The 17,552-nt window shown below is 67.8% G+C and carries 20 protein-coding genes; 11 read left to right on the plus strand and 9 right to left on the minus strand.

What is annotated here, in order from left to right; all coding sequences use genetic code 11:
* Positions 1 to 31: 31 nt before the first annotated feature.
* Positions 32 to 871, minus strand: a complete 840-nt coding sequence (locus AC1DMS_RS16760) for a glycine-rich domain-containing protein (RefSeq protein ID WP_478181437.1) — start codon at positions 869 to 871, stop codon at positions 32 to 34.
* 4 nt (positions 872 to 875) lie between these two features.
* Positions 876 to 1,928, minus strand: a complete 1,053-nt coding sequence (gene murB / locus AC1DMS_RS16765; RefSeq protein ID WP_062366125.1) for a UDP-N-acetylmuramate dehydrogenase — start codon at positions 1,926 to 1,928, stop codon at positions 876 to 878.
* Between the two features lie 43 nt (positions 1,929 to 1,971).
* On the opposite strand from murB, the gene AC1DMS_RS16770 reads away from it, so the two are divergent.
* Both AC1DMS_RS16770 and AC1DMS_RS16775 read left to right on the plus strand, forming a co-directional pair.
* Positions 1,972 to 2,457: a YajQ family cyclic di-GMP-binding protein gene (locus AC1DMS_RS16770; RefSeq protein ID WP_015866547.1), complete on the plus strand. Its 486-nt coding sequence runs from the start codon at positions 1,972 to 1,974 to the stop codon at positions 2,455 to 2,457.
* A 7-nt stretch (positions 2,458 to 2,464) separates the two neighbouring features.
* Positions 2,465 to 3,106 (plus strand): retropepsin-like aspartic protease family protein, encoded by a 642-nt coding sequence (locus AC1DMS_RS16775; protein WP_436300510.1) that lies wholly within the window; start codon positions 2,465 to 2,467, stop codon positions 3,104 to 3,106.
* 9 nt (positions 3,107 to 3,115) lie between these two features.
* Here AC1DMS_RS16775 and AC1DMS_RS16780 read toward each other — a convergent pair whose 3' ends face one another.
* The 4 genes from AC1DMS_RS16780 to AC1DMS_RS16795 form a co-directional block, all read right to left on the minus strand.
* On the minus strand, positions 3,116 to 3,469 hold the full coding sequence (locus tag AC1DMS_RS16780) for a RidA family protein (RefSeq protein WP_015866549.1): 354 nt from the start codon (positions 3,467 to 3,469) through the stop codon (positions 3,116 to 3,118).
* A gap of 8 nt (positions 3,470 to 3,477) precedes the next feature.
* Positions 3,478 to 4,113 (minus strand): glycerol-3-phosphate 1-O-acyltransferase PlsY, encoded by a 636-nt coding sequence (gene plsY, locus AC1DMS_RS16785; RefSeq protein WP_015866550.1) that lies wholly within the window; start codon positions 4,111 to 4,113, stop codon positions 3,478 to 3,480.
* A 48-nt stretch (positions 4,114 to 4,161) separates the two neighbouring features.
* The gene (locus AC1DMS_RS16790; RefSeq protein WP_015866551.1) at positions 4,162 to 4,653 is read right to left on the minus strand and encodes an aminoacyl-tRNA deacylase; all 492 of its coding nucleotides are present in this window, start codon (positions 4,651 to 4,653) and stop codon (positions 4,162 to 4,164) included.
* Between the two features lie 73 nt (positions 4,654 to 4,726).
* Positions 4,727 to 5,788 carry an aldo/keto reductase gene (locus AC1DMS_RS16795; RefSeq protein WP_478181438.1) on the minus strand — a complete coding sequence of 354 codons (1,062 nt, stop codon included), beginning with the start codon at positions 5,786 to 5,788 and terminating at the stop codon, positions 4,727 to 4,729.
* A 115-nt stretch (positions 5,789 to 5,903) separates the two neighbouring features.
* Between AC1DMS_RS16795 and AC1DMS_RS16800 the strand changes: the two genes are divergently transcribed.
* Complete coding sequence (locus AC1DMS_RS16800) at positions 5,904 to 6,833, plus strand: alpha/beta fold hydrolase (RefSeq protein WP_412511488.1); 930 nt, start codon at positions 5,904 to 5,906, stop codon at positions 6,831 to 6,833.
* A gap of 13 nt (positions 6,834 to 6,846) precedes the next feature.
* Here AC1DMS_RS16800 and AC1DMS_RS16805 read toward each other — a convergent pair whose 3' ends face one another.
* Complete coding sequence (locus AC1DMS_RS16805) at positions 6,847 to 7,539, minus strand: aspartate/glutamate racemase family protein (RefSeq protein WP_478181439.1); 693 nt, start codon at positions 7,537 to 7,539, stop codon at positions 6,847 to 6,849.
* A gap of 87 nt (positions 7,540 to 7,626) precedes the next feature.
* Between AC1DMS_RS16805 and AC1DMS_RS16810 the strand changes: the two genes are divergently transcribed.
* The 8 genes from AC1DMS_RS16810 (at position 7,627) to AC1DMS_RS16845 (ending at position 16,274) form a co-directional block, all read left to right on the plus strand.
* On the plus strand, positions 7,627 to 7,770 hold the full coding sequence (locus AC1DMS_RS16810) for a hypothetical protein (protein WP_167313212.1): 144 nt from the start codon (positions 7,627 to 7,629) through the stop codon (positions 7,768 to 7,770).
* A gap of 17 nt (positions 7,771 to 7,787) precedes the next feature.
* Positions 7,788 to 10,178 (plus strand): type VI secretion system Vgr family protein, encoded by a 2,391-nt coding sequence (locus AC1DMS_RS16815; RefSeq protein ID WP_478181440.1) that lies wholly within the window; start codon positions 7,788 to 7,790, stop codon positions 10,176 to 10,178.
* Between the two features lie 13 nt (positions 10,179 to 10,191).
* Positions 10,192 to 10,656 carry a hypothetical protein gene (locus AC1DMS_RS16820; protein ID WP_478181441.1) on the plus strand — a complete coding sequence of 155 codons (465 nt, stop codon included), beginning with the start codon at positions 10,192 to 10,194 and terminating at the stop codon, positions 10,654 to 10,656.
* Complete coding sequence (locus AC1DMS_RS16825) at positions 10,653 to 13,253, plus strand: DUF2169 family type VI secretion system accessory protein (RefSeq protein ID WP_478181442.1); 2,601 nt, start codon at positions 10,653 to 10,655, stop codon at positions 13,251 to 13,253. Before AC1DMS_RS16820 ends, AC1DMS_RS16825 begins: the two co-directional genes overlap by 4 nt.
* Positions 13,250 to 14,299, plus strand: a complete 1,050-nt coding sequence (locus tag AC1DMS_RS16830; protein WP_478181443.1) for a pentapeptide repeat-containing protein — start codon at positions 13,250 to 13,252, stop codon at positions 14,297 to 14,299. Before AC1DMS_RS16825 ends, AC1DMS_RS16830 begins: the two co-directional genes overlap by 4 nt.
* Before the next feature lie 61 nt (positions 14,300 to 14,360).
* Positions 14,361 to 14,999 (plus strand): DUF3540 domain-containing protein, encoded by a 639-nt coding sequence (locus AC1DMS_RS16835; RefSeq protein WP_478181444.1) that lies wholly within the window; start codon positions 14,361 to 14,363, stop codon positions 14,997 to 14,999.
* 28 nt (positions 15,000 to 15,027) lie between these two features.
* Complete coding sequence (locus tag AC1DMS_RS16840; protein WP_018905449.1) at positions 15,028 to 15,420, plus strand: DUF4150 domain-containing protein; 393 nt, start codon at positions 15,028 to 15,030, stop codon at positions 15,418 to 15,420.
* 41 nt (positions 15,421 to 15,461) lie between these two features.
* Positions 15,462 to 16,274, plus strand: a complete 813-nt coding sequence (locus AC1DMS_RS16845) for a methyltransferase domain-containing protein (RefSeq protein ID WP_478181445.1) — start codon at positions 15,462 to 15,464, stop codon at positions 16,272 to 16,274.
* A gap of 41 nt (positions 16,275 to 16,315) precedes the next feature.
* Here the strand turns inward: AC1DMS_RS16845 and AC1DMS_RS16850 are convergent, their stop codons facing one another.
* Together AC1DMS_RS16850 and AC1DMS_RS16855 are read right to left on the minus strand one after the other, a co-directional pair.
* Complete coding sequence (locus tag AC1DMS_RS16850; RefSeq protein ID WP_018905447.1) at positions 16,316 to 16,675, minus strand: cupin domain-containing protein; 360 nt, start codon at positions 16,673 to 16,675, stop codon at positions 16,316 to 16,318.
* A gap of 26 nt (positions 16,676 to 16,701) precedes the next feature.
* Positions 16,702 to 17,523: a MetQ/NlpA family ABC transporter substrate-binding protein gene (locus tag AC1DMS_RS16855; protein WP_412511494.1), complete on the minus strand. Its 822-nt coding sequence runs from the start codon at positions 17,521 to 17,523 to the stop codon at positions 16,702 to 16,704.
* Between the last annotated feature and the right edge of the window lie 29 nt (positions 17,524 to 17,552).

A 17,552-nucleotide genomic window follows, 5' to 3' on the forward strand; every position in this document is an offset into this window, starting at 1 on the left:
GTGCGTACGCCTGGTGCGCCGCTCCGGCCGGTCAATCGCCGCCGCCGCCCCCGCAGCCGCCGCCACAACCGCCGCCGTCGCCGCCGGACGAATCCCCTCCCCCGCCGCCATCGCCGCCGCCGCTGCTTGATTCGCTGCCGCCGAAGCCGCCGGCATCGCCCGAGCCGCCGCCATCGGACGACGAGTCGCCGAAGCTGGTGCCGCAATGGGCATCGGAGCCGGCATGCCGGTCGACCGCCCTGCAGTCGGGCACGTAGTCGAAGCCGCCCGGGATGCCGAACTTCACGTCCAGCGCGAACAGGAGCGGCAGGCGCGCCGGCGTGCGCGGATCGATGCTTTCCTCCTTGCAGGCCCAGTACCAGCTGCGGCGCAGGCCGTCGTTGCGCTTGGAGTCCTTGCCCAGCACCTCGGCCGGGCTGTGGTGCAGCATGCCGCCGAAGGCCGCCTTGCACCAGTTCTGGTAGCCCTGCGTGTGCAGGATGAACTCGTGCCAGGCCGTATCGACCACCTTGGACGGCATGGCGACGAACTTGCGGCCGCTGCGCAAATGCGCCATGAAGAACTGGCGCAGCCCGCGCAGCACCAGTTCGGCGTCGCGCTGGCTCAGGCCGGGATGGGCCGCGCGCAGCTTGCCGGCCAGGAAGGGCGGCAGCCGGGCCTCGCGGATGAACTGGCGGCGCAGGCTGGTTTCCATGAAGCCGAGCGCGGCCGCCAGCGCCCAGGGGGCCAGGATCAACGGCACCAGCGCCAGCCGGCCGTGGCGCAAGGCGAAGAACACGGTAACGAAGGCGCCCGCCACCACCGCCCGCCGGGTCCAGATCAAGGCGGCAATGCGCCGCCGGTAGTTCAGGTGCAGGAAGTCGAGATCCATGCCGTCAGACGACCACCGGCTCCGGCTCCAGCCGGATGCCGAAGCGCTCGTACACGCTGGTCTGGATGGCCTTGGCCAGGGTCATGACCTCGCCGCCCGTGACCGGGTTCTCAAGGCCGCCGCGGTTCACCAGCACCAGCGCCTGCCTTTCGTAGACGCCGGCATTGCCGACCGACTTGCCCTTCCAGCCGCAGGCGTCGATGAGCCAGCCGGCCGCGAGCTTGATGCTGCCGTCGTCCATCGGGTAGTGCACGATCTTGGGGTCGCGCGCAATGATGTCGGCGCACTGCTCGGGCGTGACCGTGGGGTTCTTGAAGAAACTGCCGGCATTGCCGAGCACGCGCCAGTCGGGCAGCTTGGCGCGGCGGATGGCGCAGACCCAGTCGAACACGTCGGTGGCGCTGGGCGTGAAGTTGCCGGTTTCTTCCATCTTGCGCTCGAGGTCGAGGTAGCCCACCACGGCTTTCCAGGGCTTGGGCAGGCGAAAGCGCACACGGGTGATCAGCGCCCGGCCCGACAGGCCGAAGTCATTGGGGCCGCTGCGCACATGCTTGAACACCGAGTCGCGGTAGCCGAAGGCGCACTGCGCGGCGTCGAGCGTGAAGCCGCGCCCGGTGTCCAGGTCGATGGCATCGAGCGAATCGAAGCGGTCCTGCAGCTCGACGCCGTAGGCGCCGATGTTCTGCACCGGCGCGCCGCCCACCGTGCCCGGAATGAGCGCCAGGTTCTCGAGCCCCGGGTAGCCGTGCTCGAGCATCCATTGCACCGCGTCATGCCAGATTTCGCCCGCGCCGGCCTCCACGATCCAGGCGCGCGGGGTTTCCTCGACCAGCCGCAGCCCCTTGATCTCGACCTTCAGCACCAGCGGCTTGACGTCGCCGGTGAGCACGATGTTGCTGCCGCCGCCCAGCACGAAGCGGGGCGCATCGCGCCAGCGGGGGTCGGCCCGCAGCTCGGCCACGTCCGCCTCGCTGGCGATGCGCACGAGGTTCTGCGCGCGCGCGACGATGCCGAAGCTGTTGTACGGCTGCAGCGGGACGTTGTTCTCCACGATCATGGGAGAATTGTCGCATCCAGCACCCGTGAATTCAGGAGAGCCCATGCCGTCTTTCGATACCGTCTGCGAGCCCAATCTGCCCGAAGTGAAGAATGCGGTCGAAAACACCGCCAAGGAAATCGCAACGCGCTTCGATTTCAAGGGCACGGCCGCCGCCGTCGAGCTCAAGGACAAGGAAATCACCATGATCGGCGACGCCGAGTTCCAGCTCGTGCAGGTCGAGGACATCCTGCGCGCCAAGCTCACCAAGCGCAGCGTCGACGTGCGCTTCCTCGACAAGGGCGACGTGCAGAAGATCGGCGGCGACAAGGTCAAGCAGGTCATCAAGGTCAAGAGCGGCATCGAATCCGAGCAGGCCAAGAAGATCACCCGCATCATCAAGGACAGCAAGCTCAAGGTGCAGGCGGCCATCCAGGGCGACGCGGTGCGCATCACCGGCGCCAAGCGCGACGACCTGCAGGCGGCCATGGCACTCATCAAGAAAGACGTGCCCGACATGCCGCTGTCTTTCAACAACTTCCGCGACTGAGCCGCAAATGAAGGCCCTCCTCGTCGCAGCGCAGCTGCTGGCTGCCGCTGCCGGGGCGCATGCGGCCGGCTCCGTGATGCTGACCGGCACCATCGGCAGCCGCGCGATCCTGATCGTGAACGGCGCGCCGCCCAAGACGGTGGCGGTCGGCGAGACCTTCCAGGGCGTGAAGCTGGTGTCGCTGCAGGCCGAGCAGGCGGTGGTCGAACTCGAGGGCAAGCGCGTCAACCTGCGCATGGACACGCCGGTCAGCATTGGCGGCGGGGGAGGCACCGGTGGCGGCAGCCGCATCGTGCTGCCGGCCGACAGCCGCGGCCATTTCATGACGCAGGGCGCCATCAACGGCCGCCCCGTCACCTTCATGCTCGACACGGGCGCCACGTCCATCGCCCTGTCGGCCGACGATGCCCAGCGCATCGGCCTGGACTACAGCAAGGGGCAGCGCATCCAGATGAGCACCGCCAACGGCGTGTCCAGCGGCTACAAGCTGCGGCTGCAATCGGTGCGCGTGGGCGACGTGGAGGTGTACGACATCGACGCCATCGTCTCGCCGCAGCCCATGCCCTTCGTGCTGCTAGGCAACAGCTTCATCAACCGTTTCTCGATGCGCCGCGACGCGGACCAGATGGTCCTCGAAAAACGCTATTGACCGCCCGCGTCAGGCCTGGGCGGCCGTGACCACGATCTCGATCTTGTAGGCCGCATTGGCCATCTTGGCCTGCACCGTTGCGCGCGGCGGGGTGTTGCCGGCGGGAATCCAGGCATCCCACACCTCGTTCATGGCCGCGATGTCGGTGATGTCGGCCAGGAAGATCTGCGTCATGAGGATGCGCGACTTGTCGCTGCCGGCCTCGGCGAGCAGGCGGTCGACCATGGCCAGCACCTGGGTGGTCTGGCCGCGGATGTCCTGCGTGGTGTCGTCGGGCACCTGGCCCGCGAGGTAGATGGTGCCGTTGTGCACGGCTGTTTCGGAGAGGCGCGGGCCGACGTGGAAGCGTGTGATGGATGCCATGGTGTTTATCAAGCCTTTTTCTTCGAGCCGAGTTTCGACTCCGTGCCGGCCGCGAGCCGGCGGATGTTCTCGCGGTGCCGCCAGACCAGCAGCAGACTCATGATGATGATCGCAATCAGCACCGTGCGGTCGAGCGGCCACGCAATATTGCCGCCCAGCAGGTAATAGGCCGGCGCAAAGAAGGCCGCCACCAGCGACGACAGCGACGAATAGCGGAAGAACACCGCGATGATCAGCCAGGTGGCGCCGGTCGCGAGCCCCAGCCAGGGCGCAATGCCCACCAGCACGCCGGCCGCCGTGGCCACGCCCTTGCCGCCCTGGAAGCCGAAGAACACGGGGTAGAGGTGGCCCAGGAAGGCCGCCAGCCCGGCCAGCGCGGCCACGCCTTCGCCCAGGCCCCACTGGGCGCCGAAATGGCGGATCAGGAACACCGGCAGCCAGCCCTTGAGCGCATCGAGCAGCAGCGTGGCCAGCGCCGCGCCCTTGTTGCCCGAGCGCAGCACGTTGGTGGCCCCCGGGTTGCCGCTGCCGTAGCTGCGCGGATCGGCCATGCCGAGCGCCTTGCTCACGATGACCGCAAAGGACAGCGAGCCGATCAGGTACGAAGCCACGATGGCGATGAAAGACGGCAGATGAAAGCTCAAGGCGGCGCTCCGCGGGGAGGAATGGTTGTTCTTGTTCGGCGACGCCGGCTATTCTGCCAGCGCGCACTGCACCGGCGTGGCGCCGAGCAGGGCAACGCACACCTGCGGGTCGATGCCCACGAGGTAGCCGCGCCGCCCGCCGTTGATCGCGATCCTCGGCAGTTCGAGGATGGTCGATTCGATGTACACCGGCATTGCGCGCCGCGTGCCGAAGGGCGAAGTGCCGCCCACCATGTAGCCGCTGTGGCGCTGCGCGACCTCGGGCTTGCAGGGCTCGACCGACTTGGCGCCGATCTGCCGCGCGAGGTTCTTGGTCGAGACCGTGCGGTTGCCGTGCATCAGCACGATCAGCGGCCTGGCGTCCTGGTCCTGCATCACCAGCGTCTTCACCACCGTGAAGGGGTCGAAGCCCAGCACGGCCGCGCTGTGCTGCGCGCCGCCGTGCTCCAGGTACTCGTACGGATGCTCGGTGAAGGCGACCTTGTTCGCGCGCAGCAGCTGCGTCGCGGGGGTTTCGGAAACGTGTGCCTTCTTGCTCACTGGTGCACCCTTGGCGCTGCGCGCCTTCCCGCCAAGCGGGAGCGAGCTTGCTTGGGGCGGCCCGGCGCGGCGCTCACGCCGCCGGGTCCCGGATCTCCCACCGGATCCTGTCGATCTCGGCCAGCACCTCGGGCGAGAGCGTGGTGCCGTAGGCATCGATGTCTTCGTCGAGCTGCGCCACCGTCGTCACGCCGATGATGGTGCTTGCCACCTGCCACTTGGTGTAGCAGAAGGCCAGCGCAAGCTGCGTGGGCGTGAGGCCGTTGTCGCGCGCGAGCTGGTTGTACAGGCGCGCGGCCTTCAGCGCCTCGGGGCGGCCCCAGCGCAGCTTGCGCACCGACTCGTAGCGCGTGATGCGCGCGTCCTGGGGCGCATCGGGTCCGGTGATGCCGCTCTGGTCGTACTTGCCGGTGAGCAGGCCGTAGGCCAGCGGCGAATAGGCCAGCAGCGACACGCCCAGCCGGTGCATCGTCTCGTCCAGGCCGTTCTCGACGCCGCGGCTCGCCAGGTTGTAGACGTTCTGCACCGTGGCCACGCGCGGCAGCCCGTGCTGCTCGGCCAGCCGCACGAACTCGTGCACGCCGTAGGGCGTTTCGTTCGACAGGCCGATCGCGCGCACCTTGCCGGCTTTCACCAGCCCGCCAAGGGCTTCGAGCTGTTCGAGGATCGGGGTCTGCGAGACTTCCTTGGCCGGGTCGTAGTAGATGTTGCCGAAGGCGGGCACGTGGCGCTCGGGCCAGTGGATCTGGTAGAGGTCGATGACGTCGGTCTTCAGGCGCTTCAGGCTCGCATTGCACGAGGCCACGATGTCGGCCGCCGTCATGCCCACGCCTTCGCGCACCCACGGCGTGTTGCGCAGCGGGCCGGCCACCTTGGTGGCGAGCATGAGCTTCTGCCGCACACCGGGGTTGGCCGCAAACCAGTTGCCGATGATGGTTTCCGTGACGCTGTAGGTCTCCTGGCGCGTGGGCACCGAGTACATCTCGGCCGTGTCGATGAAGTCGACGCCGCGCTCGAGCGAGCGGCTCAGGATGGCGTGGGAGGTGGGCTCGTCCACCTGTTCGCCGAAGGTCATGGTGCCCAGGCAGATGGGGGTGACGTGCAGGTCGCTCTGGCCGAGTTGGATTTTTTTCATGCGCGGGATGCTACCGCCCTCGTCCGCGGCGCGCTGGCGGCGCAGCCAAAACCCGGGCGCGTGCTGTCCTGTGCCGGACTGCGGCCCGCCGCCCGGCTCCGTATCATCGGCGCCCATGTACCAAGCCCTCCGCCCCTCGCGCAGCGAATTCGTGCCCGTGCGCAATCTCCGCTACCACGTGCGCCTCTGGGGCGAGCCCTCGCCGCACAAGCCGCCATTGGTGCTGCTGCACGGCTGGATGGACGTGGCCGCCTCCTGGCAGTTCGTGGTCGATGCGCTGGCCGAAGAACGCTTCATCGTCGCGCCCGACTGGCGCGGCTTCGGCCTCACAGACGGCGGCGGCGTCGACAACTACTGGCTGCCCGACTACCTGGCCGATCTCGAATGGCTGCTCGACCACTACGCGGGCGAAGGCGATGCGGCGCGGCCGGTCGACCTGGTCGGCCACAGCATGGGCGGCAATGTCGCCATGCACTATGCGGGCACCCGGCCCGCGCGCATCCGCCGCCTCGTCAACCTCGAAGGCTTTGGCATGCCGGCGCGCAAGCCCGAGGAAGCGCCCGCGCGCTACGGCCAATGGATCGACGAGCTCAAGCGCCTGCACCGCGGCGAGATGGCGCTGGCGGGCTACTCGGGTGTGGACGGCGTGGCGCGGCGGCTCATGAAGACCAACCCGCGCCTCACGCCCGACAAGGCCGGCTGGCTCGCGAGCCATTGGTCCGCGCTCCAGCTGCAGCCCGACGGCAGCGAGCGCTGGCAGATCCTTGGCGACGCCGCGCACAAGATCATCAACGCGAACATCTTCCGGGTCGACGAAACGCTGGCGCTCTATGCGCGGATCTCGGCGCCCACGCTGATGGTCGAGGCCGCCGACGACAGCCTGCACGGCTGGTGGAAGAACCGCTACACGCTCGAAGAATTCCACGAGCGGCTGAAGTCCGTGCCGTCGGTGCGCATCGAGCAGCTGGCCGACGCGGGCCACATGCTGCACCACGACCAGCCGCAGCGCGTGGCGGGATTGATCGAGCAGTTCCTGGCCGGCTGAGGCGGCCGGCGCTTCAGGCCGCGGCGCGCCGCAGCGCCGCGCGCGCCAAGAGCCGCGTGGAGTCGAGCGTGGGCAGCGGCGAATTCACGTCGTTCATGATGAGCGGAATCTCGGTGCAGCCGAGCACCACCGCATCGCAGCCCTCTTCGTCCTTCATGCGCTGGATCACGCGCCGGAACGCCAGCACCGCGTCGGGCGTGAACACACCGCGCACCAGCTCGTCCATGATGATGCGGTTGATCTCCTCGCGCTCCAGGGCCGTGGGCCGGACGTATTCGAGCCCCCGGGCAGAGAGCTTCTCGGGATAGACCTCGCTGTCGACCAGCCAGCGCGTGCCGGTGATGGCCAGGCGCCGGAAGCCGCGCTGCGCGGCCTCGTCGGCCACGCACTCGGCAATGTGCAGCCACGGCAGCGGCGAACGCGCCTCGATGAAGGGCAGCGCCTGGTGGATCGTGTTGTCGGGGCAGACCAGGAAGTCGGCACCGATCTTCGCGAGCTTGCTCGCCGAGGCCAGCATCACCTCGCCCACGCCGTGCCAGTCGCCGCGGTAGATGTGCGCCATGTAGTCCGAAAGCGAGGGCGTGTGCATGGCCACTTCAGGATGCGCATGCGGGCCGAGCAGCTCGGCCCCTTCCACGCAGATGGTCTGGTAGCAGAGCGCCGCGCCTTCGGCGGAGCACCCGACGATTCCGATGTGCTGGGTCATTCGCACATCCTACAGGCGGCGCCGCCGAAGCCGCAACGCGGCATGAGGCCCGGCGCGCGCTGGCCTGCTACTTGCAAAGAAGCGCACATGCCAGACGCAAAAGGCACAACGATGAAGCACCCCTGGCCCCATGCGGGTTCACCGGTGAACGAGCGCTTCAAACATAAGTTCGCAATCACTGCTTCGGCCGCCACGCAGTGGGCGATGCTGGTGCAGGAGGTGCTGTCTTGAGCAAGGGAGTTTTTCGCATGCCCCGAGTCGTACGCGCACACACGCCGCTGGGCGAAGACCAGCTCATGTTCCGTTCGATGCACGGAACCGAGGGGCTGTCGCAGCTGTTCGAGTTCGAGGTCGAACTGCTGAGTCCCAGCATGTCGATCGACATGAAGGCCGTGCTGGGCAAGCCGCTGGCGCTGGAGATACAGACTGCGGGCGCGCCGCGCTTCCTGAACGGGCAGATCGTCCGCTTCACGATGATCGGCAAGGAGGATGGCGCCTCGCGCTACGTGGTCTACCGCGCCACGGTGCGGCCATGGCTCTGGTATCTCACGCGCACCAGCGACTGCAAGATATTCCAGAACAAGTCGGTGGTCGACATCCTCGAAGAGGTGTTTGCGGACTACGGCTTTGCCTTCGAGAAGAGGCTCAGCGCGAGCTACAGGCAGTGGGAGTACTGCGTCCAGTACCAGGAAACCGACTTCGCCTTCGTGAGCCGCCTCATGGAGCACGAAGGCATCTACTACTACTTCACGCACGAGAAGGACCAGCACACGCTGGTGCTGGCCGACGACATCGGCGCGCACGAGACCCTGCCCGGCTACGCGAAGATCAGCTACCTGGCCGCCGACCGCGGCGCCGACCCGCGGCAGGAAGTGATCGACCAGTGGCAGGTCACCGAGGAGATCCGCCCCGGCAGCTACGTGGTGGACGACTTCGACTTCAAGAAGCCCCGCGCCGACCTGATGAACATGCGCAGCCAGCCGCGCGGCAACGAGCACGGCCAGTACGAGATGTACGAATGGCTCGGCGGCTTCAGCGAGGCCGAACAGGGCGAGCACTACTCGCGCATCCGCCTGGAGGAAGCGCAGGCGCAGGCCGAGCGCGACATCGGCCACACCAACGTGCGCGGCATGGCGCCCGGCTACCGCTTCACCATGCAGAACTGCCCGCGGCAGGAAGACAACCGCGAATACCTCGTGGTGTCGGTGTCGTATGCGCTGCGCGAGGGCGGCTACGCCAGCGGCGGCGCCGAAGGCCACTACAGCTTCGACTTTGCCGTGCAGCCCAGCGCCTATGTCTTTCGCGCGCCGCGCGTCACGCCGCTGCCGCGCACCAACGGGCCGCAGACGGCCACCGTGGTCGGCAAGGCGGGCCAGGAATTCTGGGTCGACCAGTACGGCCGCGTGAAGGTGCAGTTCCGCTGGGACCGCTACGGCAAGAGCGACGAGAACAGCTCCTGCTGGGTGCGTGTCTCCAGCGCATGGGCCGGCTCCAACTACGGCGCCGTCAACCATCCGCGCAAGGGACAGGAGGTGGTGGTCGACTTCATCGGCGGCCACCCCGACCGGCCCATCATCATCGGCCGGGTCTACAACGCCGACCAGATGCCCCCGCTCGAACTGCCGGCGCAGGTGACCGTGAGCGGTTTCGTGAGCCGCAGCCAGGACGGCTCGCCGGCCAACGCGAACGAATTCATCCTGGACGACGCGCCGGGCTGCGAGCTGGTGCGCATCCATGCCGAGAAGGACTTCGAGATCGATGTCGAGAACGACCTGCGGATCCACGTCGAGAACGACGAGACAGAAACCGTCGACGGCCACCGCATCACCCACATCCTGAAGACCGACACGCTCACCGTCGACCAGACCCGCGACACCCTCGTCAAGCAGAAGGACACCGCCGAATACCGCAACGGCTCGAAGCTCACCGTCTCGGGCGCGCTCACCGAGCACTTCTTCGACAACCGCATCGAGACCACCACCAAGCTCGGCTCGAAGGAGACGGTGCTCAGCGGCCTGTCGGAGGTCACGGTCAACGGCGGCCTGCGCCACGAGACCTTCGACAAGGGGCTGCTGGTCGACGTGAAGCTCGGCATGGACGAGGAGATCCACACCGGCAACTCCATACTGAAGACGCTCGACGGCAACCGGCAGGAAAGCTACCAGACCGGTTGGCAGCGAACCATCGTGAGCGGCGGCGGCAAGGACAACATCAAGGACGGCCTCACCGAAACCATCGAGACAGGCGACCACCACTCGACCGTCTCGGCCGGCAACTACAACGGCAAGGCCCAGAAGGTGACCATCGAGGCCACGGCGGGCGACGTCGAGATCAAGGCCAGCGGCGACTTCACCTTCGAGGGCAACCACGTCAAGCGCGTGAACCGCGTGCTGCTGTGGGACTGGTCGCCGACGGCGGTGACGGCCACCGGCCTGTCGAGCGCGACCTACGGCGTGAACAACAGCAACGCCGGCTTCACGTTCACGACCAACATCAAGAAGATGGATGCCACCGCGCAGATCATGAACATGTACGCACACCAGGCCAACTTCGGCGCGGTGAGCTTCTCGAACGTGGTGGCCTCGGAGCACACCGGCGGCTTCTGGGGCGCGCTCAAGGGCTTCGTGCTCTTCGGCTGAACGCCTTGGCCGGATGCCGAATGTCCCCTTCTCGATCTGGTGGGTGCTGGCACCGCTGCTTGCGTGGCTGGGGTTCACTCTTTGCGTCACGCTCGTGCGCGAGCGCCGCAAGCACGCCGAGAGCCTGTCGCGCACGCGAAGGGCGCTTCGCATCCTCGCGCGCGGCACGCCTGCCATGGCGCAGGTGATTGCCTTTTCCGACACCGGCCAGCGCCGCTCGGGCGAAGGCACGACTTGGGCGATCGCGCAGCTGCGCCTTCGCGTGCAGGCCGCCGAGACCGGCGAGACCTTCGAGGTCGACCAGACCACCGCCATTCCCCTCGCCGAACTGCCCGGCCACGCGGCCGGCCGGACCATTGCGGTGCGCTTCGATCCGGCGAGCCGCGAGGTCGCCGTCGAGCGCAGCGGTACCTCGGCCGCCCACTACGGCGCCGACAGCTCCCGGCTTCGTGCACCTTCGGAGGTTTCCGGCCGATGAAAACCGTCAAGCCGCTGCGCCTGGGCATTCTCACCCGGCCATACCGCTGGCAGGGCGTCGACCAGCTCGGTGTGGCCGTCACGGCGTTCGCCAGCCTCGGGGCGGAACCGAAGCTCATGGCCGACCAGGAGCTGTGGCAGACCGTCGGCGAAGAGATCGGCGGCCTGGGCGTGTTCGATGCGGGCGTGCCCAAGTGCATGCCGGAGGTGCTCGCGAGCGGCCATGGCTACACCCACCACCAACAAGACAAGACCGCCTGCGCCGTGCGCCTGCGCGTCGCCGATCTCGAGAAGTCCCTGCACGTGTCGGGCGAGCGCTACTGGCTCGACGGCCGCCTGACCGCACCGCAGCCCTTCGAAGCCATGCCGCTGGACTGGGCGCACGCCTACGGGGGGCCGGGCGTGCCGGAGAACCCGGCAGGCATCGGCGCGTTCGACGAGCTCATCAACGGCATCCGCACGCGCCGTGCACCCAACGTGGAGGCCGTTCATGCCCGCGTGCGCTCGCGCGGGCAGGCGGTGGCGCCCGCGAGCTTCGGCGCCGTGCCCATCGACAGCCCGCAGCGCATGGCCCTGATGGGTAGCAAGTTCGGGCAGCACTGGCTGGAGCACCACTTCCCGGGGTTCGCGCAGGACATGGACTGGCGCTTCTTCAACGCCGCGCCCGAAGACCAGCGCTGGCCCGGGCGCCAGGAGCTCCCGCCCGGCGCGCCCTACGAAATTCTCAACATGCACCCGGAAAAGCCGGTGCTGAGCGGCCGCCTGCCCGACTGGCGCGCGCGCTGCTTCGCAAGCTTCGACAAGGAAGGCCGCGGCCTGCACGAGATCGGCCTGCGCCTGACCACGGCCTGGTTCTTCCCGCACCGCGAGCGCGTGGCGCTGATCTGGCACGGCGTGCTGCCGGTGCGCGAGGACGACGCGGCAGACGTGCGGCACATCATGCCGGCACTCGAGCTGCCGCAGGAGCCGCGCGAGCTCGCGCATTACCAATCCGTGCTGCTGCAGCGCCTGGACACCGCGCGCGGCGGCCTGCTCGCCTTTCGCGACAGCGACCTCGCACCCAAGGCGGTCCTCGGGCGCTGGGGCATCCTCGACGCGCCTGACCCGATGGCGCGGCCGCTGCTGCGCAACCTGCGTGCCGGCCAGCAGCGCGACCACGAAAGCCGCCGCGCCGAACTCATCGCGCTGGGCGTCGATCCCGACAAGTACCTGCCCGCGCCCCAGCCCCCGGCCGCGCCGCTGGAGTTCGACGACGTGCCCGAGTACTTCGAGCGCATGCAAGGGGAAATGATGGAAGCCCGAAAAAACCTGCAAGCCCAGGGCGAACAGATGCGCCGCAGGCAAGAGGAAGAAATCGACCCCGCGCTGCTGCAGAAAAGCCGCAAGCAGCCGCAGCGCTTCGATCCCGACGCGCTGATACGGCAGCTCGAACAGCTTGCCGCCGCGCCACCCGCCGGGAACCCCGCAAGCCCCCCGCCCACGCTCATCTCCCTGGGCACCAAGGATCGGATGACCGCGCAGATCCGGCAGGGCTACCTCCACGGCGCCCACCTGTCCGACGCCGCGCCTCCCATGCCCTCGTTCCGCGCCGCGAAGATCCGGCGGCGGCTGGCCGAGGCCGGGCCCGGGGCGCGCAATTTCTCGGGCATGCGGCTCGTCGGGGCCGATCTCTCGGACATGGACCTGCGCGGGGCCGACTTCTCCGGCGCCGCGCTCGAAGACGCCAACCTCGACAACGCGCAACTGTCGGACGCCAACTTCAACGGCGCGGTGCTGGCACGGGCCCGGCTCTCGCGCACGTCGTTGGCCAGTGCGACCTTCCGCAACGCCAACCTCGGCGGCGCGCACTGCGAGTTCGCCGATTTCTCCGGCGCCGACCTGAGCAGCGCCAACTGCGAGAAGACGCGCTTCGCGTCCTGCAACATGGCCAACACCGTGCTCGACCAGACGCGCTTCACCGAAAGCGAGATGAGCCACTGCGACTTTCGCGGCTCCGACTGGCACCAGGTCTTCCTGACCAAGCTGCGCATGAGCGGCATGGCCTTCGGCGGCGCCTCCTTCCAGCAGGTGGTATGGCTCGAATGCGCGCTGGAGGATGTGCGCTTTGCCAATGCGTCCCTGGTGCGCTGCAGCTTCGTCACGAGCGACTGCAGCCGGTCGGTCGATTTCTCCGACGCCCGGCTCGATGCCTGCAGCTTCGCGCACGGCAGCACGCTGGCCGGCGCGGTATTGCGCCGCGCCGCGCTCAAGCAATGCGGCCTGCGCACGACGCCGATGCAGCAGGCGGACCTGCGCGAAGCGCGCCTGGACAACTGCGATTTTTCGGAATGCGCGCTGCAGGGCGCCAAGCTCGAGCGGCTCGTTGCGGGCGAGAGCCTCTTCGTGCGCGCCGACCTCACCGGCGCCAGCTTGCGCGGCGCCAACCTCATCGACGCCAACTTCTCGAAGGCCGTCTTCGCGCAGGCCGACCTGAGCGGCGCCAACCTGTTTCGCACCGACGTGTCGCAAAGCCTGATCGACGGCAGCACCCACCTGCTCGGCGCCTACACACGGCATGCCAAGACCTGGCCCGCGCGACGCGCCGCAGCGCCCGAATGACCCGCGATGAACTCGTCGACAGGATCCGCCATGGCACCCAGGTCGGCAACGCCGATTGCAGGGGATGGGACTTGAGCGGCCTCGACCTCTCGGGCGCGATGATGGACGACGTCGATTTCAGCGGCGCGAACCTCGCCCGGGCCAATCTCGAAGGCAGCTCGCTGTCGCACTGCCAGCTCTCGGGATGCGACTTTTCCTTCGCCCGGTTGAAGGAGGCGCAGTTCTTTCGCAGCCGCATGGAGGCGGCACGGTTCGATGCCGCCACGCTGGAAGGCGCCTCCTTCGTCGAGTGCCACGCGGCGCGGGCGAGCTTCGCGCAGGCCAGGCTCGATCTCACCAAGTTCTTTCGCTGCGAGCTCACGGAAAGCCGCCTGCAGTCGCGGCAGTTCGAGCGCGCGAGCTTCATGGAATCGCAGCTCGACCGGGCCGATTTCACCGGCGCGGCGCTGGGCCATGTGACCTTCTACCGCCTCGACCTGAAGACGGCGATTTTCCAGGGTGCATCCGGCCTCAACGCAATGTTCCTGGAGTGCGACCTGAGCGGCCAGCGCCTCGCGGGCCTCTCGCTGTGCATGTGCCAGTTCACGGACAGCCGCCTGGACGATGCCGACTTCAGCGGCGCCACGCTCACGCAAGCCAACTTCAAGGGCACCACGCTGACGCGCGCGAACTTCTCGAAGGTGGACGCATGCCAGGCGCTGTTTCCTGAAGCCGACCTCAGCGACGCGAACTGCAGCGGCGGGCGCTTCGACCAGTCGATCTGGGCCCGCGCCCTGCTGGAACGCGCGGACTTCTCGCAAGCCCGCTTGCCGCTCGGCGTGTTTCACCACGCGCGCTGCGCCGGCGCGAACTTCCGCAACGCCGACATGCAGGACGCCGATCTTTCATATGCCGACCTGACCGGTGCCGACCTGGGCGGTGCGCACTTCCTTCGCACGCGCCTGCACCGCGCCCAGCAGCAGGGCGCGCGGTTCTCCAGCCGCGGCGGAATCATCGACAACGAGCCCGAGCTCTTCAAGGCACAGGCCTGGTCCGACTCGCACTGAGCCCCGCAACCGCCCGCCCGCTTTCCAGACGTCCACACCCACATCAAGAAGGGAATCCGCCATGAATGTCATTCCACTGCGCCCCGCCCTTGCGGCAGCCACCGCGCCGGTTCATCTCGTGGGCCGGCTGGCGGCCGCACTGCCCGATGCCCACTTCGATGTCGAAGACGAGGACGGCGGGACCTGGCGCTGCCGCCGAGCCGCCAGTTGCCTGCTGCGGCCCGAGGTGGGCGACACCGTGCTGCTGTCCGGACCGGACGGAGCCCGGGTGTACCTGATCGCCGTGCTCGAACAGGCCGACGACGCGGTCAGCCGCATCGACACATCAGGCGCCCTCTCGATCGAAAGCCCCGGCGACGTACGGCTGCGCAGCGGCGGCGAGCTCCAGATGCACGCCGCGCAATGGAAGCTCCAGGCCGCGAGCGGACAGTGCCGCGTCGACGACCTGCACTTCACCGGCCAGGCCCTCGACGCCACGGTGGGGCGGCTGCGGCTGGTCGGGCGCGTCTTTGAATCGGTGGCCGATCGCATCGTGCAGATGGCGCGCAATGCGCTGCGCGTGGTGGACGAAACCGAGCAGGTCCGCGTGGGCCATCTCGACTGCGAAGCCGGCGGCACGGCGCGCCTGCATGCGCGGCACACGGTGGTCACGGCCAGCGAGCTCGTGAAGGTCGACGCCGCGCAGATCCACATGGGCTGACCCGGCCCGCAGCAAAAGGAGCACCGCAATGTTTGCCAACTGCCAGCTGATGGGAATGGACCTCGCCTTTCCCGATGTCTGCAAGACCCCGCCCGCCGCGATGGCGCCCATTCCCTACCCCAACATGGCGTTCGGCCCCACGGCCGTGCCCAACGCGTGGAACATCCTCTTCATGTGCATGCCCGCGCACAACATGGCAACCACCACGCCGATCACGCTGGGCGACACCACCGGGGCGGGCGGCGGCATCGTCTCGCAGACCTTCATGAGCCAGTCGCGGCACGTGACGGGCGCGTTCACGGTGCTCATCAAGGGCACGCCGGCCACGCGCATGACCAGCCTGAGCACGCAGAACCGCAGCAACATGGTGGGCATGCGCATCGTGCCGAGCCAGTGCAAGGTGATGATTCTTTCGCCCTGAGAGCCATTGCGCTGCGCACGAACTGCGAGACAAAATGAACCATGCATGACACCGCCTACGAACATGGCCGCCGCTTCTTCGCGTTGTACTGGCAGCCGCATTTCAGGGATGTGGTCGAGCTCGGCAGCCAGGACGTCAACGGCTCACTGAGGGACCATGCCCCCGCCACGGCGAGCTATCTCGGTCTCGATGCCGCGCCGGGCCGGGGCGTGGACAAGGTGGTCACGCCGGGCGACCCCCTGCCGCTGCCCGACGCCTGCGCCGACGTGGTCGTCACGAGTTCGGCCCTCGAGCATGACCCCTGCTTCTGGGAAACTTTTCTGGAGCTCGTGCGTCTGCTGCGGCCCGGCGGTCTGCTCTATGTCAATGCGCCAAGCAACTATGCGTTTCACCGGTATCCGGTCGATTGCTGGCGCTTCTATCCCGATGCCGGTGTGGCGCTGGTCGAATGGGGCCGGCGCCGGCGGGTCGAAGTCGAACTGGTCGAGTCCTTCGTCGCCCGCCCCGCGGCGTCCGGCTGGGCCGATTTCGTCGCGGTCTTTCGCAGGCCCGGACCGCCCCTCGTGCGCCTGGGACGGCTGGCGGACTTCGGCGAAACCCAGAACGGATACGACGCCGAGTCCACGGAGCTCCTGCGCCACCACGCGGAAACCTTCGACATGCTCGCGCTGGCGCAGGCACGGCAGCAGCTGCAGAACTGCGAACGGGAGCGCGACGAACTCCGGGCCCAGGCCGCCAGCGCGTCAGGCGAGCTCGGCAAGGCCTACGAGGCCATCCTTGCCCTCAAGCAGGAGTCCGAGGCGCTGCGCCGCGAACTGCACACACTGCGCGGCCATCCGTCTTCCGGCGCGTAGGCACGCGCTCCGGCTCTCCGCCGCTCAGGGGACGCTTTCGTTCACGCTTCGTCGTCGGCGTCGTTGCCCGTGAGGGACAGCACTTGTTCGACGAAAGCCTCGAACAGCGGCAGTGCGGCGGGCAGTCCATCGAAGGAATGCGCCTCGCCGGCGTCGAAGACATGCGGCTTGCCGGCCGGCAGGGCCACCCATTCACCGGCCTCGAACAGCAGGCCCAGGTAGCCGTCCTGCGTGGGCAGGTAGAAAAGCCCCACGCGGTCGAGAACCCGCTGGCCTTCCGGTGCGTCGTCTTCGCGGCCCCAGGCCACACCTTGCCGCGCCAGGTGTTCGGTGATCCAGCCGTCGCACACATGCGTGTCGCGCCAGCTTCCTTCGGCATCGAAAACGGCGAGCACGGGCATGGGCGTCCTTGGCTTGAGAAGAAGAACTACTGCAGGAAGCTGGGCTTGGCGTAGCCCTGGAACTTGCTGTCGACCACGGCCTTGAATTCCTTCGAGCGGTAGGCCTCGGCAATGTCCTTGGCCCAGGGCGCGTTCTTGTCCGCGCTCTTCACGGCCACCACGTTCAGATAGTAGTCGGGCGTCTTCTCGAGCACCACGGCTTCGCTCAGCTTCAGGCCCGACGAGATCGCGAAGTTGCCATTGACGATGGCGTACTCGGTGTCGCCCAGCGAGCGCGGCAGCTGCGCGGCCTCGAGCGGAATGAACTTGAGCTTCTTCGGGTTCTCGGCCACATCCTTCTCGGACGCGCGCAGCGCATCGACGCCGGGCTTGATGGTGATGAGCTTGTTCTGCTCCAGCAGCACCAGCGCGCGGGCCAGGTTGCTCGGATCGTTGGGCAGCGTGAAGCGGTCGCCCTCCTTCACCTCGGCCAGCGTCTTGCGCTTGGTGGAGTACACGCCCAGCGGTGCAATGGGGCCCTGCACCAGTTCGGCAAGGTCCAGCTTCTGGTCGGCCGAGAACTTCTTCAGGTAGACCTGGTGCTGGAAGAAGTTGGCATCGAGCGAACCTTGCGCGAGCGCGAGGTTGGGCTGCACGTAGTCGTTGAACTCGACCAGCTTCACCTTGTAGCCCTTCTTCTCGAGGATGGGCACGATGCCGGCCTTGAGCTGGTCGATGTTGGAGCCGGCGGTGCCGCCGATCACGAGGTTCTTCTTGGCTTCCTGGGCCTCTGCCAACGAAAGGCCGCCGAACGACAGGGCAACCAGGGACAGGGCAAGGACGGAGCGGCGCAGCAGAGCGGTTTTCATGAAATCAAAAAAAGAAGGAACGAGAGAAA

The organism is Variovorax sp. 05T418 (assembly GCF_056396385.1).

Coding starts and splice junctions, on each gene's coding strand:
- AC1DMS_RS16760 (WP_478181437.1), bottom strand. CDS start 871: ATGGATCTCGACTTCCTGCACCTGAACTACCGGCGGCGCATTGCCGCC.
- murB (WP_062366125.1), bottom strand. CDS start 1,928: ATGATCGTGGAGAACAACGTCCCGCTGCAGCCGTACAACAGCTTCGGC.
- AC1DMS_RS16770 (WP_015866547.1), top strand. CDS start 1,972: ATGCCGTCTTTCGATACCGTCTGCGAGCCCAATCTGCCCGAAGTGAAG.
- AC1DMS_RS16775 (WP_436300510.1), top strand. CDS start 2,465: ATGAAGGCCCTCCTCGTCGCAGCGCAGCTGCTGGCTGCCGCTGCCGGG.
- AC1DMS_RS16780 (WP_015866549.1), bottom strand. CDS start 3,469: ATGGCATCCATCACACGCTTCCACGTCGGCCCGCGCCTCTCCGAAACA.
- AC1DMS_RS16795 (WP_478181438.1), bottom strand. CDS start 5,788: ATGAAAAAAATCCAACTCGGCCAGAGCGACCTGCACGTCACCCCCATC.
- AC1DMS_RS16800 (WP_412511488.1), top strand. CDS start 5,904: ATGTACCAAGCCCTCCGCCCCTCGCGCAGCGAATTCGTGCCCGTGCGC.
- AC1DMS_RS16805 (WP_478181439.1), bottom strand. CDS start 7,539: ATGACCCAGCACATCGGAATCGTCGGGTGCTCCGCCGAAGGCGCGGCG.
- AC1DMS_RS16810 (WP_167313212.1), top strand. CDS start 7,627: ATGCCAGACGCAAAAGGCACAACGATGAAGCACCCCTGGCCCCATGCG.
- AC1DMS_RS16815 (WP_478181440.1), top strand. CDS start 7,788: ATGCCCCGAGTCGTACGCGCACACACGCCGCTGGGCGAAGACCAGCTC.
- AC1DMS_RS16820 (WP_478181441.1), top strand. CDS start 10,192: ATGCCGAATGTCCCCTTCTCGATCTGGTGGGTGCTGGCACCGCTGCTT.
- AC1DMS_RS16825 (WP_478181442.1), top strand. CDS start 10,653: ATGAAAACCGTCAAGCCGCTGCGCCTGGGCATTCTCACCCGGCCATAC.
- AC1DMS_RS16830 (WP_478181443.1), top strand. CDS start 13,250: ATGACCCGCGATGAACTCGTCGACAGGATCCGCCATGGCACCCAGGTC.
- AC1DMS_RS16835 (WP_478181444.1), top strand. CDS start 14,361: ATGAATGTCATTCCACTGCGCCCCGCCCTTGCGGCAGCCACCGCGCCG.
- AC1DMS_RS16840 (WP_018905449.1), top strand. CDS start 15,028: ATGTTTGCCAACTGCCAGCTGATGGGAATGGACCTCGCCTTTCCCGAT.
- AC1DMS_RS16845 (WP_478181445.1), top strand. CDS start 15,462: ATGCATGACACCGCCTACGAACATGGCCGCCGCTTCTTCGCGTTGTAC.
- AC1DMS_RS16850 (WP_018905447.1), bottom strand. CDS start 16,675: ATGCCCGTGCTCGCCGTTTTCGATGCCGAAGGAAGCTGGCGCGACACG.
- AC1DMS_RS16855 (WP_412511494.1), bottom strand. CDS start 17,523: ATGAAAACCGCTCTGCTGCGCCGCTCCGTCCTTGCCCTGTCCCTGGTT.